The sequence below is a fragment of the Luteibacter sahnii genome (assembly GCF_034063545.1).
Taxonomy (GTDB): domain Bacteria; phylum Pseudomonadota; class Gammaproteobacteria; order Xanthomonadales; family Rhodanobacteraceae; genus Luteibacter; species Luteibacter sahnii.
This window is the reverse complement of sequence record NZ_JAQLOK010000004.1, coordinates 1-17,539: the sequence shown is the minus strand read 5'-3', so window position 1 is coordinate 17,539 and position 17,539 is coordinate 1. Positions and strand designations below refer to the sequence as shown.

The 17,539-nt window shown below is 65.5% G+C and carries 14 protein-coding genes; 8 read left to right on the top strand and 6 right to left on the bottom strand.

Features of this window, described 5'->3' with window-relative positions:
- The first annotated feature begins 95 nt into the window (after positions 1-95).
- A complete protein-coding gene (locus tag PI246_RS12970; RefSeq protein WP_320551725.1) occupies positions 96-728 on the top strand; it encodes a hypothetical protein in 633 nt (210 codons plus the stop codon).
- Here the strand turns inward: PI246_RS12970 and PI246_RS12965 are convergent.
- Both PI246_RS12965 and gspD (PI246_RS12960) read right to left on the bottom strand, forming a co-directional pair.
- Positions 713-2,368, bottom strand: coding sequence for a putative bifunctional diguanylate cyclase/phosphodiesterase (locus tag PI246_RS12965; protein ID WP_320551724.1), 1,656 nt, complete (start codon positions 2,366-2,368; stop codon positions 713-715). The two genes, PI246_RS12970 and PI246_RS12965, sit on opposite strands and share 16 nt — an antisense overlap.
- Before the next feature lie 65 nt (positions 2,369-2,433).
- A complete protein-coding gene (gene gspD, locus PI246_RS12960) occupies positions 2,434-4,716 on the bottom strand; it encodes a type II secretion system secretin GspD (protein ID WP_320551723.1) in 2,283 nt (760 codons plus the stop codon).
- Between the two features lie 178 nt (positions 4,717-4,894).
- Between gspD (PI246_RS12960) and PI246_RS12955 the strand changes: the two genes are divergently transcribed.
- The gene (locus PI246_RS12955; protein WP_320551722.1) at positions 4,895-5,029 is read left to right on the top strand and encodes a hypothetical protein; all 135 of its coding nucleotides are present in this window, start codon (positions 4,895-4,897) and stop codon (positions 5,027-5,029) included.
- Between the two features lie 35 nt (positions 5,030-5,064).
- Here PI246_RS12955 and gspD (PI246_RS12950) read toward each other — a convergent pair whose 3' ends face one another.
- Positions 5,065-7,422, bottom strand: coding sequence for a type II secretion system secretin GspD (gspD, locus tag PI246_RS12950; RefSeq protein ID WP_320551721.1), 2,358 nt, complete (start codon positions 7,420-7,422; stop codon positions 5,065-5,067).
- Positions 7,423-7,597: 175 nt separating this feature from the next.
- Positions 7,598-9,019 carry an NADP-dependent phosphogluconate dehydrogenase gene (gndA, locus tag PI246_RS12945; RefSeq protein WP_320551720.1) on the bottom strand — a complete coding sequence of 474 codons (1,422 nt, stop codon included), beginning with the start codon at positions 9,017-9,019 and terminating at the stop codon, positions 7,598-7,600.
- A gap of 141 nt (positions 9,020-9,160) precedes the next feature.
- On the opposite strand from gndA, the gene PI246_RS12940 reads away from it, so the two are divergent.
- From PI246_RS12940 to ykgO, 4 genes are all read left to right on the top strand, one after another.
- Positions 9,161-9,880, top strand: a complete 720-nt coding sequence (locus PI246_RS12940; protein WP_320551719.1) for a CoA transferase subunit A — start codon at positions 9,161-9,163, stop codon at positions 9,878-9,880.
- A 12-nt stretch (positions 9,881-9,892) separates the two neighbouring features.
- Positions 9,893-10,534, top strand: a complete 642-nt coding sequence (locus PI246_RS12935) for a 3-oxoacid CoA-transferase subunit B (RefSeq protein ID WP_320551718.1) — start codon at positions 9,893-9,895, stop codon at positions 10,532-10,534.
- 511 nt (positions 10,535-11,045) lie between these two features.
- Positions 11,046-11,963, top strand: a complete 918-nt coding sequence (locus PI246_RS12930; protein ID WP_320551717.1) for a LysR substrate-binding domain-containing protein — start codon at positions 11,046-11,048, stop codon at positions 11,961-11,963.
- An 88-nt stretch (positions 11,964-12,051) separates the two neighbouring features.
- The gene (ykgO, locus tag PI246_RS12925) at positions 12,052-12,177 is read left to right on the top strand and encodes a type B 50S ribosomal protein L36 (RefSeq protein WP_029213509.1); all 126 of its coding nucleotides are present in this window, start codon (positions 12,052-12,054) and stop codon (positions 12,175-12,177) included.
- 79 nt (positions 12,178-12,256) lie between these two features.
- Here ykgO and PI246_RS12920 read toward each other — a convergent pair whose 3' ends face one another.
- Together PI246_RS12920 and PI246_RS12915 are read right to left on the bottom strand one after the other, a co-directional pair.
- Positions 12,257-14,032, bottom strand: coding sequence for a GGDEF domain-containing protein (locus PI246_RS12920; RefSeq protein WP_320551716.1), 1,776 nt, complete (start codon positions 14,030-14,032; stop codon positions 12,257-12,259).
- A 338-nt stretch (positions 14,033-14,370) separates the two neighbouring features.
- On the bottom strand, positions 14,371-16,014 hold the full coding sequence (locus tag PI246_RS12915; RefSeq protein ID WP_320551715.1) for an OFA family MFS transporter: 1,644 nt from the start codon (positions 16,012-16,014) through the stop codon (positions 14,371-14,373).
- Positions 16,015-16,254: 240 nt separating this feature from the next.
- Between PI246_RS12915 and PI246_RS12910 the strand changes: the two genes are divergently transcribed.
- Both PI246_RS12910 and PI246_RS12905 read left to right on the top strand, forming a co-directional pair.
- On the top strand, positions 16,255-16,893 hold the full coding sequence (locus PI246_RS12910) for a hypothetical protein (protein ID WP_320551714.1): 639 nt from the start codon (positions 16,255-16,257) through the stop codon (positions 16,891-16,893).
- A 42-nt stretch (positions 16,894-16,935) separates the two neighbouring features.
- A partial coding sequence (locus PI246_RS12905; protein ID WP_407069816.1) for a lipase family protein occupies positions 16,936-17,539 on the top strand: 604 nt, incomplete at its 3' end.

Below are 17,539 nucleotides of genomic sequence, written 5' to 3'. Positions count from 1 at the left end.
GGCGGTCGCGCGACATGCAAGGCCTCCACGCCCATCCTCGCTCACGGACCCCTGAAGTCGTGCAAACTAGCGCACCCTCGCCCGTCACGTTCCGCATGCGCCCGCACGCCTTCCTCGCCACCCTGCTCGTCCTGCTCGCCCCCGCCACGGGCGCCGAGCCTGTGGCCGCGGTGCCGCGCAGCGACAAGACGCTGGTGGAGCTCATCAACGGCACCATGGGCACGTTGCCCAACGCGATGGACCTGCTCTCGGACAAACTGCCGGGCGGGCTGCATCCCACGCCGGACGCGCCGCCGCAGATCGTGCGTAGCCAGCCGTTCGTTACCCGTGACGGGTACCGGGTCAGCGCGTTCGAGGCGCGAGGGGTCAACGAGGGCGGCGACGTGCCCATCGTGCGCTTCACCTCGATCCAGCTCGAGCAACGGCCGTGCTTCTCGCGCAACGACCTGCCGGAGGCGTTCCACGCTACTTCATCGGAAAAGCGCCTGCCCGCCGCGCCGTCGATGCTGCCCAACCGCTACACCGTCATGCAGATGCCCTGGGGCCGGCTTTCGTTCGGCACTTCGCAGGAAAGCGGCGCCTGCGTGATCGCCATCGTCGGCGACGCCACCGGCGGCGACGGCGCGGCGCGGTTGCCCCTGCCCTTGCCGCAACCGACCTCGGTGCCGGGTATGCCCGACCTGCGCCACACCTGGCCGATGCCTTCGGGCGCCTACGCCGACGGGTAGCCGTCGAGCAGTTCATCAAGGCGATCCCCGGGCACCCCGGGCGACAGCAGGTAGCCCTGCAGTTCGTCGCAGCCTGCGTCGCGAACGAAGCGTCTCTGCGCTTCCGTTTCCACGCCTTCGGCGACCACGCACAGCCCCAGGGCCGCACCAAGGTTGGACACGGCGCGCACGATGGCGGCGGAGTCGTCGGCCAGGGGCGCCTGCTGAACGAACGAGCGATCGATCTTGACCTTGTCGACGTCGAGGTCCTTGAGCAGCGCCAGGCTGGAATACCCCGTGCCGAAGTCGTCCAGCGAGATGCGCACGCCAGCGGCGCGAAGGCGTCGCAAGGCGGCGGCGGCGGCGCCTTCGGCATGGACGATCGCCGTCTCGGTGATTTCCAGTTCAAGCCGGTTCGCCGGCAGGCCGGCCTGTGCGGCCGCCTCCAGCACCCGGGCATCGAAACGTTCGTCGCGTAGCTGCACCGCGCTGACGTTCACCGCCACGAAGAGATCCGGCACGCGCGCGATGCGTGAGCAAGCCGTCCTGAGCACCCATTCGCCCAACCGGACGATAAGCCCGGTCTCCTCCGCGAGAGGAATAAACTGCGCGGGAGGTACGACGCCCAGTTGAGGGTGCCACCAGCGGCACAGCGCTTCCACCCCGACGACGCGTCCGTCGCTGACGCGAACCATCGGCTGGTAGTGGCAACTGAGCCCTTCCCCGGTGGTCATGGCGGCACTCAGCGCGCCTTCCATCGCCCGGCGATGATTGAGCGCCATGTCGAGCTGGTCGGTGTAAACGACGTAGCGATGGCGGACTTTTTTCGCCTCGTAGAGCGCGCTGCCCGCCTTGCGCACGATTTCGCCCGCGGCGACCGCATCCGCGCCAACGCGAACCACCCCGACCGATGCGCCCCCGGCGATGGCCGACGACAGGCCCTCGGCGGGCAGCGTCGCCAGTTGCACCACGCGCTGCGCCATGGCGTCGATATCCAGCGTGCCGTCGTCCTCGACGAGCATCGCGAACTCGTCGCCGCCGATGCGGGCCACGGTATCGCCGGGGCGCACGGCGCCGCGCAGGCGCGCGCCGAAGGTCACGAGCAATTCGTCGCCGGCGAGGTGACCGAAGGTGTCATTCACCTTTTTGAAGCTGTCCAGGTCGAGGGAGAACAGCACGGAACCGTACCCCCCGGACGCGGCGCGTGAGACGGCCGCGTCGAGCCGGCTGAACAGTGCGGTACGGTTCGCCAGCCCGGTCAGCGCATCGTGGCAAGCCAGCCAGCGCACGTGAGCCTCGGACTCGCGCAGCTCGGTGATGTCGGTCACCGAGGCGAGCACGTGGGGCGCGCCATCGAGGTCGATGCAGGTCTTGCGGGTGAGCAACGTGCGCTGCCGTCCCTGGGCATCGACGATCACGTCTTCGCTTTCCACCACCTCGTGGCCGCGCAGCGCGGCGTCGTCGCCCAGGCCGAACCGGGCGGCGCGCTCGACGGGGAAGACGTCTTCGTCGCGTTTGCCGAGAACCTCCTGCTGCGATACGCCGAAGTACTCGCAGCCCATGCGATTGACGAACACCCAGCGGTGCTGGGCGTCGCGCACGAACATCGCCGTGGGCATCAGTTCCAGCACCTTCGACCAGCCGGCCAGATCTTGGATCACACGTTTCCCCCCGGAACGGACCCGCCCAATCTGCGACGGGTCCCGTGACGCGAGTGTATGCGGTCTCAACCCGCCGGTGGGCGCAGCAAGGGCCGAAGCGACTCGAATTTGCGCTGGTATTCGTCGGTGACCTGCTTGGCGTCGCTGCCGTCGCTGATCACCTTCGGGGTGATCAACACCAGCAATTCCGTGCGCGCGCTGGATCGCGAGGTGGAGCCGAAAAGCCTGCCGAAAATGGGTATGCGGTTGAGACCGGGAATGCCCGTATCGGTGAGGTCGTCGTTCTGCTGGATCATGCCACCCAGCAGCACCGTCTGCCCGCTCTGCACCGCCACCTGCGTGGCGACTTCACGCTGGTTGATCGGGAAATTGCCCGACGTGGGATCTTTCGCGCCGGGCGAGCTCACCACCTGGCTCACGTTCATATAGACCAGGCCACCCGGATTTACGCGCGGACGCACGTTGAGGATCACGCCGGTGTCCTTGTATTCCACCTCGCCGAAGGTGTTGTTTGTGTTCGAGTTGGTGTTGACGAAGGTCTGCGTGATCGGGATCTGCTCGCCGACCTGGATGTGCGCCTTCTGGTTGTTCATCACCACCAGCGACGGCGCCGAGAGCACCTTCGTGTTTTCGTTCTGCTCGAGCGCGTGCAAAGCAACCGCGATCTTGTTGTTGACGAAAGAATAGAAGAACGCGTCGTTGGACGGGTTGTAGACATTGCCCGCGTTGCCCAGCGCCCACTGGTGCTTGTTGCCGGGCTGGCCGACCGAGCCGTTGGTGCCGCCGACGAGACCTTCGAGGTACCACTGCACGCCGAACTGGAAGTCGCCGGAAAGTTTTACTTCGAGGATGCGGGTCTCGATCTGCACCTGCAACGGCACGGCGTCGAGACGCTTGATGGCCTGCTCGATTTCCGCCCATTGGGACGGACGGCAACGCACCATCAGCTGGTTGTTGTTGTCCACCGAACTGATGCGCACGCCGTCCTGCGTCGTCGTGCTGGCGTGCCGGCTCGTGCCGCCCCCCGCGTCGTTGCCACCACCGCTGCCGTCACTCACGCCACCACCCGCCAAGCCACCCGAAGTGCCGCTACCGTTGGTGCCGTTGAAGCCGGTCGATGTGGACAGGCCCGACGAGGACGACGTCGACGGCGTGTTCCCGAACGCGCCGGTGGTGCTGCCCAGGCCGGGGCCGCCGCGGTTGCCGAGGTCGCTGTCGCTGCCGCCCAGCGTGCCAGAGCTCAATCCCGGACCCACCTTGCCACCCGTGTCGCCGGAACGCCCGCCGCCCGAACCGCTGCCGTAGATGTCCGACAGGTAGTCGGCCAGGTCGGAGGCCTGCACGTTGCGCACGTCATACACGTAGAGCTGCGGCTCGTTGCCACCGCCCCGGTCGATCCGGTCGATCCAGCTACGCACCTCGTCGAGATACGCCGCCTGCGGGCTGATCACCACCAGCGAATTGGTTCGCTCGATAGGGATGAAGCGCAGCATGCCCGCCATGGGCGTGTTGCCCTTCTCGCCGAACAGGGCATCGAGTTGGGGCGTGAGGTCTTTGACTTCCGCCCGCTGCAGGCTGAACACGCCCACCGACATGCCCTTGAGCCAGTCGACGTCGAACGTCTTCACCGTGCGGTCGTAGTTATCCAGCTCCGACGGCGTGCCCGCCATCACCAGCACGTTGCGCGTGGGATCGGCCAGCAACGTCGCATCCGGCCGCGCGAACGGCTTGATCAGCTTCTGCATCTCGGTAGCCGAGATGTAGTGCAAGGGATACAGCCGCGACTGCAGGCCACCCGCCGGCGCGCTCGCGCCGATGCTGGGCACCACGTTGCCCGCCACGGCGTCCTTCGCCGGCATCACCACATAGCGGCCGTTGGTGCGGACCAGCGCGTTGTTGGTCCACGACAGCAAGGTTTCCAGGATCGGCAACGCCTGCTCCGCCGTCACCGGCTGCGAGGTCGAGAACGACACGTTGCCCTGCACGCCCGGCACGATCGAGTAGTTCTCGTGCAGCAGATCGCCCAGGATCGCCTTCACCACCGATTCCACCGGCTGGTTCTCGAAGTTGAACGTCACCGTGCCCTCGCCCGCCGCCACCGGGCGCGGCTTGGCCAGGCCCACGGAGCGGACGAACTGGCCGGTGCCACGGTCGATGTCCGGCGCGGCCACGGCCGCCGCGGGTGCCGCGTCATCGCTGCCGACCCGGAGCGGTCGTGGCACGGGCTTCTCGGTGCCCGCGGTGGCCTCCCGTTGCAACGCGCCATCGTCGTTCGGCTGCGGCAGCGTGGAACAGCCCATCAGGACGGTGGCCAGGGCGATCGAAGCGGAAAGGTGAAAGGTACGCATACGCCGGAGTGTCGCAGCGCCAGATGACAGGAACAAGGGACGCATGTCGCAGCCCGACGATCGACGCGAAACGGCAAGATTTTGCGCCTGTGCCGGGACGTTCGCAGCGCGATCAGCGCAGCGCCTGCGCATCGCTCCCGGCCTCGACTCCAACGCACCGATTGCCGGACAGGTGGGCATGACGAAACTGTCCAGCCAATCCCTCGGCCTCTACAACGCCAGTAGCCTGCGCAACCGCCTGGGCACGCATCTAGGCACGTCGGTGCAACCCTATCGTCCCAGCGTGACCTACCCGCCACCGCTGGGCCATTGACGAAGAACGCCCCGGGCACGCCGGGGCGCATCACCTCAGTGGAGCGGTATGGTGACCGTGGGCTCGCCGTTGCCGAGTCGCGGGGTGCCCGTTGACGTCGCGGACCCGGTATAAGGCCGGAGCGACTCGAACTTGCGCTGGTATTCGTCGGTGACTTGCTTGGCGTCGCTGCCGTCGGTGATCACCTTGGGCGTGATGAGCACCAACAACTCGGTGCGGTCGCGCGTGCGCGAGGTGCTGCCGAACAGTCGGCCGAAGATGGGGATGCGGTTGAGCCCCGGGATACCCGTGTCGGTGACGTTGTCGTTCTGCTGGATCATGCCGCCCAGCAGCACCGTCTGTCCGCTCTGCACCGCCACCTGCGTGGCGACCTCGCGCTGGGTAATCGGGAAGTTGCCCGAGGTGGGATCCTTCTGGCCCGGCGAGCTCACCACCTGGCTCACGTTCATGTAGACGAGGCCGCCCGGATTCACGCGCGGACGCACGTTGAGGATCACGCCCGTGTCCTTGTATTCCACCTCGCCGAACGTATTGTCGGTATTCGAGTTGGTGTTCACGAACGTCTGCGTGATCGGAATCTGCTGGCCGACCTGGATGTGCGCCTTCTGGTTGTTCATCACCACCAGCGACGGCGCCGACAACACCTTGGTGTTGCCGTTCTGCTCGAGTGCGTGCAGGGCCACCGCGATGTTGTTATTGACGAACGAATAGAAAAACGCGTCCTTGCTCGGGTTGTAGACGTTGCCCGCGTTGCCCAGCGCCCATTGCTGTTTGTTGCCGGGCTGGCCGACCGAGCCGTTGGTGCCGCCGACCAGGCCTTCGAGGTACCACTGCACGCCGAATTCCAGGTCGCCGTGCAGGGCAACCTCGAGGATGCGGGTCTCGATCTGCACCTGCAACGGCACGGCGTCGAGGCGCTTGATGGCCTGCTCGATCTCGGCCCATTGGGACGGGCGGCAACGCACCATCAGCTGGTTGTTGTTGTCCACCGACGTGATGCGCACGCCGTCTTCGGTGGTGACCGGGCCGCTACGTTGGCGGCGCGGCGTGTCGAGGTCGCCGAAACCGCTGCCCGCGAAGCCACCGCCGCTGCTACTGTAGCTGCCGCCGCCGAGGCTACCGTTCGAACCTGACGACGACATGCCGAAGCCGTTGTTGTTGTTGGTACTGCCGAGGACGCCATTGCCCGATGAAAGGCCACCGCTGCCGAACGACCCGGTGGTGCTGCCCAGGCCAGAGCCGCCGCGGTTGCCGAGGTCGCTGTCGCTGCCGCCCAGCGTGCCAGAGCTCAATCCCGGACCCACCTTGCCACCCGTGTCGCCGGAACGCCCGCCGCCCGAACCGCTGCCGTAGATGTCCGACAGGTAGTCGGCCAGGTCGGAGGCCTGCACGTTGCGCACGTCATACACGTAGAGCTGCGGCTCGTTGCCGCCGCCCCGGTCGATCCGGTCGATCCAGTTGCGCACCTCCTCGAGATACGCCGCCTGCGGGCTGATCACCACCAGCGAATTGGTTCGCTCGATCGGGATGAAGCGCAGCATGCCCGCCATGGGCGTGTTGCCTTTATCGCCGAAGAGCTTGTCGAGCATGGGCGTGAGGTCTTTGACTTCCGCCCGCTGCAGGCTGAACACGCCCACCGACATGCCCTTGAGCCAGTCGACGTCGAACGTCTTCACCGTGCGGTCGTAGTTATCCAGCTCCGACGGCGTGCCCGCCATCACCAGCACGTTGCGCGTGGGATCGGCCAGCAACGTCGCGTCCGGTCGCGCGAACGGCTTGATCAGCTTCTGCATCTCGGCGGCCGAGATGTAGTGCAAGGGGTACAATCGCGCCTGGAGGCCGCCGGCCGGTGCATTGGCGCCGATGCTCGGCACCACGTTGCCCGCCACGGCGTCCTTCGCCGGCATCACCACGTAGCGGCCGTTGGTGCGAACCAGCGCGTTGTTGGTCCACGACAGCAAGGTTTCCAGGATCGGCAACGCCTGCTCCGCCGTCACCGGCTGCGAGGTCGAGAACGACACGTTACCCTGCACGCCCGGCACGATCGAGTAGTTCTCGTGCAGCAGGTCGCCCAGGATCGCCTTCACCACCGATTCCACCGGCTGGTTCTCGAAGTTGAACGTCACCGTGCCCTCGCCCGCCGCCACTGGGCGCGGCTTGGCCAGGCCCACCGGACGGACGAACTGACCGGTGCCGGCGGTGATCTGCGGCGGGGCGACGGTCGCCGAAGGCGACTCGGCCGTGGGGCTGACGATCTTCGGACGCGGGGCGGGCTTCTCCGTGCCGGCCAGCGCTTCGCGCTGCAATGCGCCATCGTCGTTGGGTTGCGGCAGCGTCGAGCATCCGGCAAGCGCGACCGCGAGCGCCGTGGCGATCAGCGTACTTCTGAACATGGAGCAACGTTCTCCCTCGTTGATGCGGCGCAAGCCGCTCCTCCGGCCCTGCGCCGAACCTCCCAACTCTATAGGGAGGTTCGCTACAAACGCTAGCTTCACGCCATCGATGACGCGACGCAGGTCCGCTCGAGGAAGCAGGACACGGCGGTCCCGGCCGCCGCTCCCAACGCTTTCAGTCGTCGGCGGGGCTCCATGCCTCGTGGAACGATCCCTCCCGGTCGATCCGCTCGAACGTGTGCGCGCCGAAGTAGTCGCGCTGGGCCTGAATGAGATTGGCCGGCAGCACGGCGGCACGATAGCTGTCGTAGTAGGCAATGGCCGCGGCGAAGGCGGGGACAGGCACGCCCACGCGCACCGCCTGCGCCACCACCTCGCGCAACGCCGCCTGGTAGTCACGGGCCACGTCACGGAAGTAGGGGTCGAGCAACAGGTTTTTCAGGCCCGCGTCTCGTGCGTAGGCATCGGTGATCTTCTGCAGGAAACGCGCCCGGATGATGCAGCCCGCGCGGAAGATCTTCGCGATCTCGCCGTAGCGGAGGTCCCAGTGGTGCGCCGACGACGCGGCCTGGAGCTGGGCGAAACCCTGGGCGTAGGAGATGATCTTGCTCAGGTACAGCGCCCGGCGAACCGACTCGACGAAGGCCCGGCGGTCGCCGTCGAATGCGGCGGCGTCCGGGCCGGACAGGTGTCGAGCTGCCTCGACGCGCTCCGCCTTCATCGACGACAGCACCCGGGCGAACACCGATTCGGTGATGAGGGTCAGTGGCACGCCCAGGTCGAGGGCGCTCTGGCTGGTCCACTTGCCCGTGCCTTTTTGCGCGGCGCGATCGAGGATTACGTCGACCATGGCCTTGCCCGTCTCCGGGTCCTCGTGCCCGAAGATCTTCGCCGTGATCTCGATGAGGAAGCTATCCAGTTCGCCCTGGTTCCACTCACGATAGGTGGCGGCCAGTTCGTCGTTGGACAGGCCCAGTACGTGTTTGAGCACCGCGTAGCTTTCGGCGATGAGCTGCATGTCGCCGTATTCGATGCCGTTGTGCACCATTTTCACGTAGTGGCCGGCGCCGTCCGGGCCGATGTAGGTGACGCATGGTTCGCCGTCAGGAGCGCGTGCGGCGATCTCGATGAGGATCGGCGACACCAGGTCGTAGGCGTCGCGCGGGCCGCCTGGCATGATCGATGGCCCCTTCAGCGCGCCCTCCTCCCCGCCGGACACCCCGGTGCCGATAAAGTGCAGGCCGTGCTTCTTCAGATCTTCGGCGCGGCGGATCGTGTCCTTGTAGAACGTGTTGCCGCCGTCGATGAGAATGTCGCCCTCGTCCAGCAGGGGCACCAGCTCGTCGATCACCGCGTCGGTACCCTTGCCCGCCTGCACCATCAGCAGGATGCGTCGGGGTATCTCCAGCGACGCCACAAAGGCCCGCAGGCTGTCGGTAGGCACCAGGCGCCGGCCTTCGCTTTGCGCCATCACCTCGTCGGTGCGGGCCTGGGTGCGGTTGTAGATGGATACCGCGTGGCCGCGGCTCTCGATGTTCCAGGCGAGGTTGCGGCCCATCACGGCCATGCCGATCACGCCGATCTTCTGCTTGCTCACGGGTGCGTCTCCGATGTCGGGTCAATGCCGTCCGTCATCTAACATGCGCCTGCATACCGCCATGAAACGTGATGACGGCGGTCGGCTATGATGGGCGGCGAACCGTCGGCCGGACCGACCGGATTGGGACTGGAAGAACGCATGAACCAGGTCAAGTCGCACAAGCGCGACAAGCGCGTCGCCTCGGCCCAGGAGGCCCTGGCCGGCCTCGTGGCCGACGGCCAGACGATCGCCGTGGGGGGCTTCGGCCTTTGCGGCATCCCCGAGCGGCTCATCGAGGCGCTGCGCGACTCGGGGGTGAAGAACCTCACCGCGGTCTCGAACAACGCCGGTATCGACGGCGTGGGCCTGGGCCTGCTGCTGGCGACCCGGCAGATCCGCAAGATGGTCTCGTCTTACGTGGGCGAGAACAAGGAATTCGAGCGCCAGTTCCTGGCCGGCGAGCTCGAGGTGGAGTTCACGCCACAGGGCACGCTTGCCGAGAAGTTGCGCGCCGGCGGCGCCGGCATTCCGGCCTTCTTCACCCGCACCGGCTATGGCACGCAGGTCGCCGAAGGCAAGGAAACCCGCGAGTTCGACGGCCACATGTACGTGATGGAACGCTCCATCGTGGCCGACGTGGCGTTGGTCAAGGCGTGGAAAGCCGATCCGAGCGGCAACCTCGTGTACCGCAAAACCGCGCGCAACTTCAATCCGATGGCCGCCACGGCGGGCAAGGTCTGCGTGGCCGAGGTCGAAATCATGGTGGAGATCGGCGAACTCGACCCCGACCAGATCCACACCCCCGGCATCTACGTCGACCGCATCGTGCACAATCCCGCGCCGTCCAAGCGCATCGAACAGCGCACCGTGCGCGCCTGAAGGAGCCCTCCCATGGCCTGGACCCGTGAACAGATGGCGCAGCGCGCCGCCCGAGAGCTCTCCGACGGCGATTACGTCAACCTCGGCATCGGCCTGCCGACGCTGGTGGCCAACCACCTGCCCGATGGCGTCGACGTATGGCTGCAGTCCGAAAACGGCCTGCTCGGCATCGGCCCGTTTCCCACCGAAGACGAGGTCGACGCCGACCTCATCAACGCGGGCAAGCAGACGGTGACCGCGCGCCCGGGCTCGTCGTTCTTTTCCAGCGCGGACTCCTTCGCGATGATCCGCGGCGGCCACATCGACATCTCCATTCTCGGCGCCATGCAGGTCACCCACGAAGGCGACATCGCCAACTGGATGGTGCCCGGCAAGATGGTCAAGGGCATGGGCGGTGCGATGGACCTCGTCGCCGGCGTCAAGCGCGTGGTGGTTCTCATGGAGCACACCGCGAAAGACGGATCGCCGAAGATCCTCCGCGAGTGCGACCTGCCGCTGACCGGCAAGGGCGTGGTCAATCGCATCATCACCGACCTGGCCGTGTTCGACGTCACGCCTGAGGGCCTCGCGCTGGTGGAGCTCGCGCCGGAGGTGACCGAAGCCCAGGTGCGCACGGCCACGGCGTGCGATGTCGTGTCGCGGCTGACCGTTTAAGCCGCCGCGCTGGACAAAATGCGGGGCGGGCGTCGGTCGCTACCGATCGCCCCCACGGCGGGGATCGGAGCGGACCATGTCCGCGAACCCGCGGCTGCCCAGAGCCCATGACGCCCTGCACCCGGTCGAAACGATAGCGTGGGGCCGATCGCATCGCGGATGCCGACGACAGCCGGCCAAAGGTAAGCCGCGGCATCGCTCGCCCAATGCGGCCCCGAGGGTTCGCGGACACGGCCGCGCCTGCCTGCCCGCTGCCCGTGGCGCGTTTCCGACGAAAAAAAGCCCCGGTCTTTCGACCGGGGCCTAGAAAAGAAGTCGCCCCGCGGGGAGGACGCCTCGACATGGGCCTCGGGGGGGGAGGTAGGCCAGATGCCGGATGATAGCGTCGCCGCGGGGCGAGGGACCTACCGACCCAGGGGGAGGGGTTGGTGGTAGGTCGAGGTGAATCATAGATTTCCTAGGAAATGTTCGCCAATATATCTTTCTGCGGCTACTTATATAAAATTCGACTATGTTCGATCTTCGCCAGCTGCGTTATTTCGTCGAGGTGGCTGAGACCCTCAGCTTCACCCAAGCCGCGCAGCGCCTGCATATCTCTCAGCCCCCGCTGTCCCAGCAGATCCTCGCCCTCGAGGGCGACCTGGGCGTACGTCTGCTCGACCGCAACCGGCGCCGGGTCGCGCTCACCGAGCCCGGGCGCATCTTCCTGGCCGAAGCCAAGGCGATCCTGGCCCGGGCGGAAAGTGCCCGCACGATCGTGGCCGAAGCGGCCGCCGGGTTCACGGGCCAGTTGAAGTTGGCCTATGCCGCGTCAGTCTCGTTTCATCCCGCCCTGCCCGAGACCCTGCTGCGCTTCAGCCATGCGGCGACGGGCGTCAGCCTGCACCTGGGCGAGATGCCGACAAAGGCGCAGTACGACGCCATCCTGAGCGGGCAGATCGACCTCGGCTTGCTTCGTGCCCAGCCCGAAGGCATCGCCAACGCCCGGCAGTTGAAGGTCGAGGTTATCGACCACGAACCCCTGGTGGTCGCCCTGCCCGCCCGTCACCGTCTCGCCGGGCGCGATCGGGTCCGCATGGAAGACCTCGCGAAAGAACGCTTCGTGGCACCGCCGAGAAGCCAGGCCGCGACACTGATCGACCGTCTCACGCTGCTGGCGGAAAAGGCGCGCTTCCGCCCGAACGTGCGGCAGGAGGCCCAGCAGATCCCCTCACTCTTGCCGCTGGTGGCCGCCGGCCTGGGCCTGGCACTGGTGCCGGCCTCGCTTCGCGCGGTGCATCTGCAGGGCGTCACCTTCGTGTCGCTGGACGATCCGGAAGCCTATCTGCTCCTGGCCGTGGCGAGTCGCGTGGACAATACATCGCCCGTCCTGGAGAGTTTCCTGCGCACCGTCAGGGAGGCCCGGACGAGCCTGGGGTTGGCCTGCTGAAAGCCGAAGCATTACCGGGGCTTGCGTGCGCCTCACGTGATCGCTACAATTCCGTTTTTCCTTGTCTGCAATATCTCAGGAGCTGGCCGTGAAGGTGCTTTCCTCTTTGAAGTCCGCGAAGTCGCGTCACCGTGACTGCAAAGTCGTGCGCCGTCGCGGCAAAGTGTTCGTGATCTGCAAGAGCAACCCGCGTTTCAAGGCTCGTCAGCGCTGATTCCAGCCGCGACGGGTGATCGAAAAAGGCCGCGAAAGCGGCCTTTTTCTTTTCCGGATCATCCACGACACGCCTGCACCTAGCCCCTGATCTCGCCCATCAGGTAAGGCGAGTCGGGAATATCGGCCGTGTCGCCCAACGTGACGCAGTTACGCCCCGCGCGCTTGGCGCGATAGAGCGCGGCATCGGCCACGACCAGCAGGCGATGCAGTTCGAAGCCGCATTGGAGGGTGGAAGCCACGCCGAAACTGGCCGTCACGTGAAGATGCGGAATCGACGGTGTCGCCGCCGTCGCGGCGATGGAAAGACGTAACTGTTCGGCACGCGCCCTCGCCTGGGCAGGATTGCAGTCGGGCAGCAACACAGCGAACTCCTCGCCCCCCAGCCGGCCGAACACATCGCAGGCATGCAGGGCCCTTCCGCAGACGTCCACGGCGCGCTTGAGCGTTTCGTCGCCGACGGCATGGCCGTAGGTGTCGTTCACGGCCTTGAAGTGGTCCAGGTCGAACAGGATGAGGCAAGCACCACGATCGGAGCGGGCGCCGTAAGCCAGCACACGCCCCGCCTGTTCGACGAAATGCTCGCGGTTGCAGATGCCGGTCAGGCCGTCGCGCCGCGCAAGCTTCATGAAGCGCAGTTGCGAGCGCCGCAGCCACAGCACGATCCAGACAATCAGCGCGAGGCACACGAGCAATACGAAGATGTAGAGCCGTCCGGTTTCGACTTCCTTGTTCGCGAGCGCCCCGGTGAGGCGAAGGATTTCGTTCTGCCGATTCAGCGCCTCCACTTCGGTCTTGCGTGCACGCAGTTGCTGGTCGACCACCTGGAACGCGAGGCTGCGCGCGCTGATGTCATCCAGGTAGGCTTTGTCCGCCGCCATGAACTGCTCGTGATAGGCCAGTGCCGCATCGCTGTGATTCAGGCGCTGCTCCACCTTGTAAAGCACTTCAAACGCGGCGCGTCTGGCATCGGTAAATTCACCGGGCACGCCCACCGCGAGCGCCGCGAGGGCGCTTCGCCGCGCATGCGCCAGGTCGCCCAGGTTCAGATAGGCCCGCGCCAGCAGGCCCTCGAATTCCGACGTGAGGATCGCGTACTTGAGCGCGCTCAACGCCTGGAGATTCGCCGTGAGCAGCGTCACGGCCTCTGCGGGGCGTCCGCGGGCGATGTAGAACGCGGCCATGTCGGCGTGCATGGTCTGGGCGAACACGGCGTCGTCCGGTCGCGTGCATGACGCGATGGACGTTTGGTAGAGCGATTCGAGCGCATCCAGGTGACCGTTCTCCCGCCGGGCGCGCAGCAGGTGCTGGGCACCCTTGCAAAGGGTCTCGCCGGGCGGCGGGTCGCGCATCATGTCCAGGGCATAGCTCTCGGCCTGGTCGAACTGCCCGGCTGAACTGAGCAACTGCGACGCCTCGGCTTGTCCCGCAAATCGGGCTCGCCTGTCGCGGATCGACGGCATCATCTCCTGCAGGCGCGCCAGACGCAGGTATGCCTGCTCGTAGCGGTGCCCCACCCCCAACAGGTTGATGAGCGTGGCCGTCGCGCGGAACCGCAGCACGGGATCGGCCGCCCCGTCCGCCACGCTTTCAAGCAAGGGGCGCCCGGTTTCGTAGTTGCCTTCCCAGGTAGCTCGCCATCCGCGCATGAAGTCCAGCCAGGCGCGATCGTGCGGCGAAAGCGACATCGCCTGGGCATCGCGAATCAATCGCTCGAAACGGACGTCGTCGAAGCCCTTGACCACGTCGGCCTCGCTGAGCACGGCGTATGCCCCGTCGTCGTCGCCCGACGTCGTGGCGCGCGCCATGACGCAGAACATCGTCATCGCGATGGCGCAAAGCAGTCGCCGGGGCATCGTCGGCCTGGCCACGACTAACGCAGCGATGCCGCGCACGGGCGGCCTACCCGCGTAGGCGCACCACGCGCCCAGGCGCAACCCGCGCGCGGTCGCGGCGACGCGCCGCGGTCCCAACGCACGAGAATATCGATGACGTCGTCCATTCCCCGCCCCCGGGACGCCGAGCTCCCCAGCCCGTCGCCCATCCACGCCTCCCCTTGAGGCATCCCGTCGCGGATCATAGAGCGTGCGTACCGTGCGGAGTAGTAGGCCGGAGGTCATCGGCCGAAGACGCGTGACGTCCGTCACTGTCCGCAACGCGACGGCCGGTTCGCGACGGCCGTCACCCGAGAGAATCAGAGCAGGGCCGCGGCCTTCTGGAGGGCGATCCAGACCCCGATGAGGAACGGCACACCGACCGCTAGCCAGGCCAGCACACCCACCACGCCGAACGAGCCCCGGGCCGCCGAGGCCAGGCTGGCATCCGACGCCTGCGTCTCACGCTGCAGCGAGCGCTCGTGGCGAAGCTGCTCGTCGCTCATGTGGTGCCGGGCATCCACTGGCTTCACCAGAAGGTTGCAGACCAGACCGATCAGGAGCAGGCCCGCGAGAATGTAGAGGGTGCGGTCGTAGACGAGGTTCTTCGGCACGTCCGCGGCGAGCTGCGCCTCACGGATGCTGGCGATCAACACCGGTCCCACCACACCGGCCACAGACCACGCGGTGAGCAGCCGTCCATGGATGGCGCCGACCATCTGCGTGCCGAAGATGTCGGCCAGGTAGGCGGGCACCGTGGCGAAACCGCCGCCGTACATCGAGATGATCACGCAGACCGTGATGACGAAAAGCGCCGCCATGCCCTGGTGGCCCATCGTCGGCAGAAGGCAATACAGAACGATGCCCAGGATGAAGAACACGCAGTAGGTGAACTTGCGGCCCAGGAAATCCGAGGTCGAGGCCCAGAACAGGCGGCCGACGCTGTTGAACAGGCTGATGAGACCGACCAGGCCGGCAGCCGCGGCGGCGATGGCGGCCTTCTGCGCATCGGACAGGACGGCTCCGGTATCGGCACCCACCAAGCGGCCACCGAAGACGTCCTGCAGCATCGGGCTCGCCATCGAGATCACGCCGATGCCGGCCGTGACGTTCATGCACAGAACGCCCCAGATCAGCCAGAACTGCGGGGTTTTCCACGCTCGGCTCAAGTGCACATGGCCTTGCGTAATCAACGGCGCCTTCGTCGAGGCGGCATCGCCGGGCTGCCAACCCAGCGGCTTCCAGCCCACCGGCGGCACGCGAAACCCGAAGGCGCCCAGCGACATCACCACGAAGTAGAGGCCGCCCATCACCATCAGCGTCGTGGCGACACCGGCCACGTCGCCCTGGCGGAACACCTCCATCAGTTTCACCGCGATCGGCGCACCGATCATCGCGCCCCCGCCGTATCCCATGATGGCGAACCCGGTCGCCAGGCCGCGACGATCGGGAAACCACTTGATCAGGGTCGACACCGGCGTGATGTAGCCCAGCCCCTGCCCGATGCCTCCCAGCAGCCCGCAGCCGAGGTAAACCAGCCACAGCTGGTGCATCGCCACGCCCACGCCCCCAAGGATGAGGCCGCCGCCCCAGCAGCACGCGGCGATGAAACCCGCCTTGCGCGGACCGGCGTGCTCAAGCCAGCCGCCCCAGATGGCGGCGGCCAGACCGAGCATGGCGATGAAGGTCTCGAAGACATGATTCACAGACGGCACGGTCCAGTTGCACGTGGTGGTGGTCAACTGGTCGAGGAACCCCTGGCTCGCGCACGCCGTCGCGTCGGCACCGGACACCAGATGCGTCATCGGCAGCCAAAACACCGAAAAACCGTAGGCCATGCCGATGCACAGGTGGATCGCCAACGCGGCGGTGGGCACCAGCCAGCGATTGAAGGACGGTCCCGCGATCGTGCGCTCGCGTGCCAGCAAGCCGGCATTACGGCCGGTCGTCTCTGAAGTAGCCATCCGTTACCCCGCCTCTGTCGTCGGTCTGTCCCCGGGTCGCATCTTAGGCGACTTTTGCTCGCGCGCCACTCGACCTTCGTGGAGCGACGGCAAGGCGTACAGAGCGGCAGGCATGCCTGACATCCCGCGGTGGTTGACGTAAACGCCAACCCATACGATAGTCATTGTCTACTTTGGAATGACGTACCGTCGATGAGACGACACGTGCACGGAGCCCCTGTGAGAAAAAAAACGACTGTGATGATTGATCGCTTGTGTGTGATGTGGCTGCTGGTGCTCTGGCCGACGGTAGCGTCGTGCAGCGATAAGGATTTCATTCCGCCACCGCTCAATCCCCATCCAAAGGAAGCGCTCCACGTCACCGTGACGTTCGATAATCCGGAGGATGCGAAACACTATCGCATCGAAATGAAAGCGCTGTATCAGAACCAGCAGCATGAATGCGGTTTCATCGACCCGCTCCGTGGTGGCAGCTTCATATACCCGAAAGAAACTGTCAATTTTACGAATGAAAGCAACAATCCGGCCGAATTAAAGTATTCCATTTATATCGACCGTTACAATAGCCAGACATGCAACTGGGAACTCGCCTCGCCTTACTTTTTTGTCCGCAACATTTCTACGAAAAGTTGGGCAAAAAACGACTGGGGAGCAGCACCACAAGATCTTGAACCCGGCTCAACCTACAGGCTGACCTGCTTATTCCAGTCGAACGACTTTCCACAGGCGTGCTACGGCCGGCGCCCTATGCCAGACAGAAAAGGAGATCGCGTCCCGATTCGTGTGCACGTCTCATTGGACTCATCGATTTTACGTGAACAGCCAAAAAGCTTTTTCCGATCGGAGAATTTCGTAAAACCGATTAATATTGAAAAATAAAAATGTCATCAAAGTAAAACTAAATTTTCCAAGGAAGTGGAAATGAACAATAAATCAGAACAACGTGCTTTCATCTCAACGGCAATTTACGATCACCCGAAAATCGGCCAAGAGCTAAGGAGTGACACGTCTAAATACTTAGTGATCTACGCATCACCCGGCTCCGCAACGAACTATTATGGAGCGGTTTTGGAAAACGACGCGACAAGCGAATTGATCGTGGTTAATAAAGGCACCGAGCCCTCGAATATCCACGACATCCAGGCCGATATCGCTATGATCGCGATGAACATGCCGAGCCAGTGGCCCGAAGCGGCGAATACGATGCGATGGGCGCTGGATTACGCGAAGCAACACAACATCCCCACCAGCCAGATCAGCATCACCGGCCACTCGCTCGGTGGCGCCCTCGCCCAGCTGCAGGCGTCCATGCCCGAAGCGGCAGGTATCCACGCCGAGACGTTCAACGCGTACGGCGCCCTCTCGATGGCGAGATCGTTGCACGCGAACCTCGACCCAGCCTCCGCCGCGGATCGCGTGGTAAACCACCGCATGTACCACGACCCCGTGTGTCCAAACACGTGGGTCGAACCGTGGACTATATGGATCGCGACGATTACGAGAGGCACCGCCAGGGTGGTTCGGC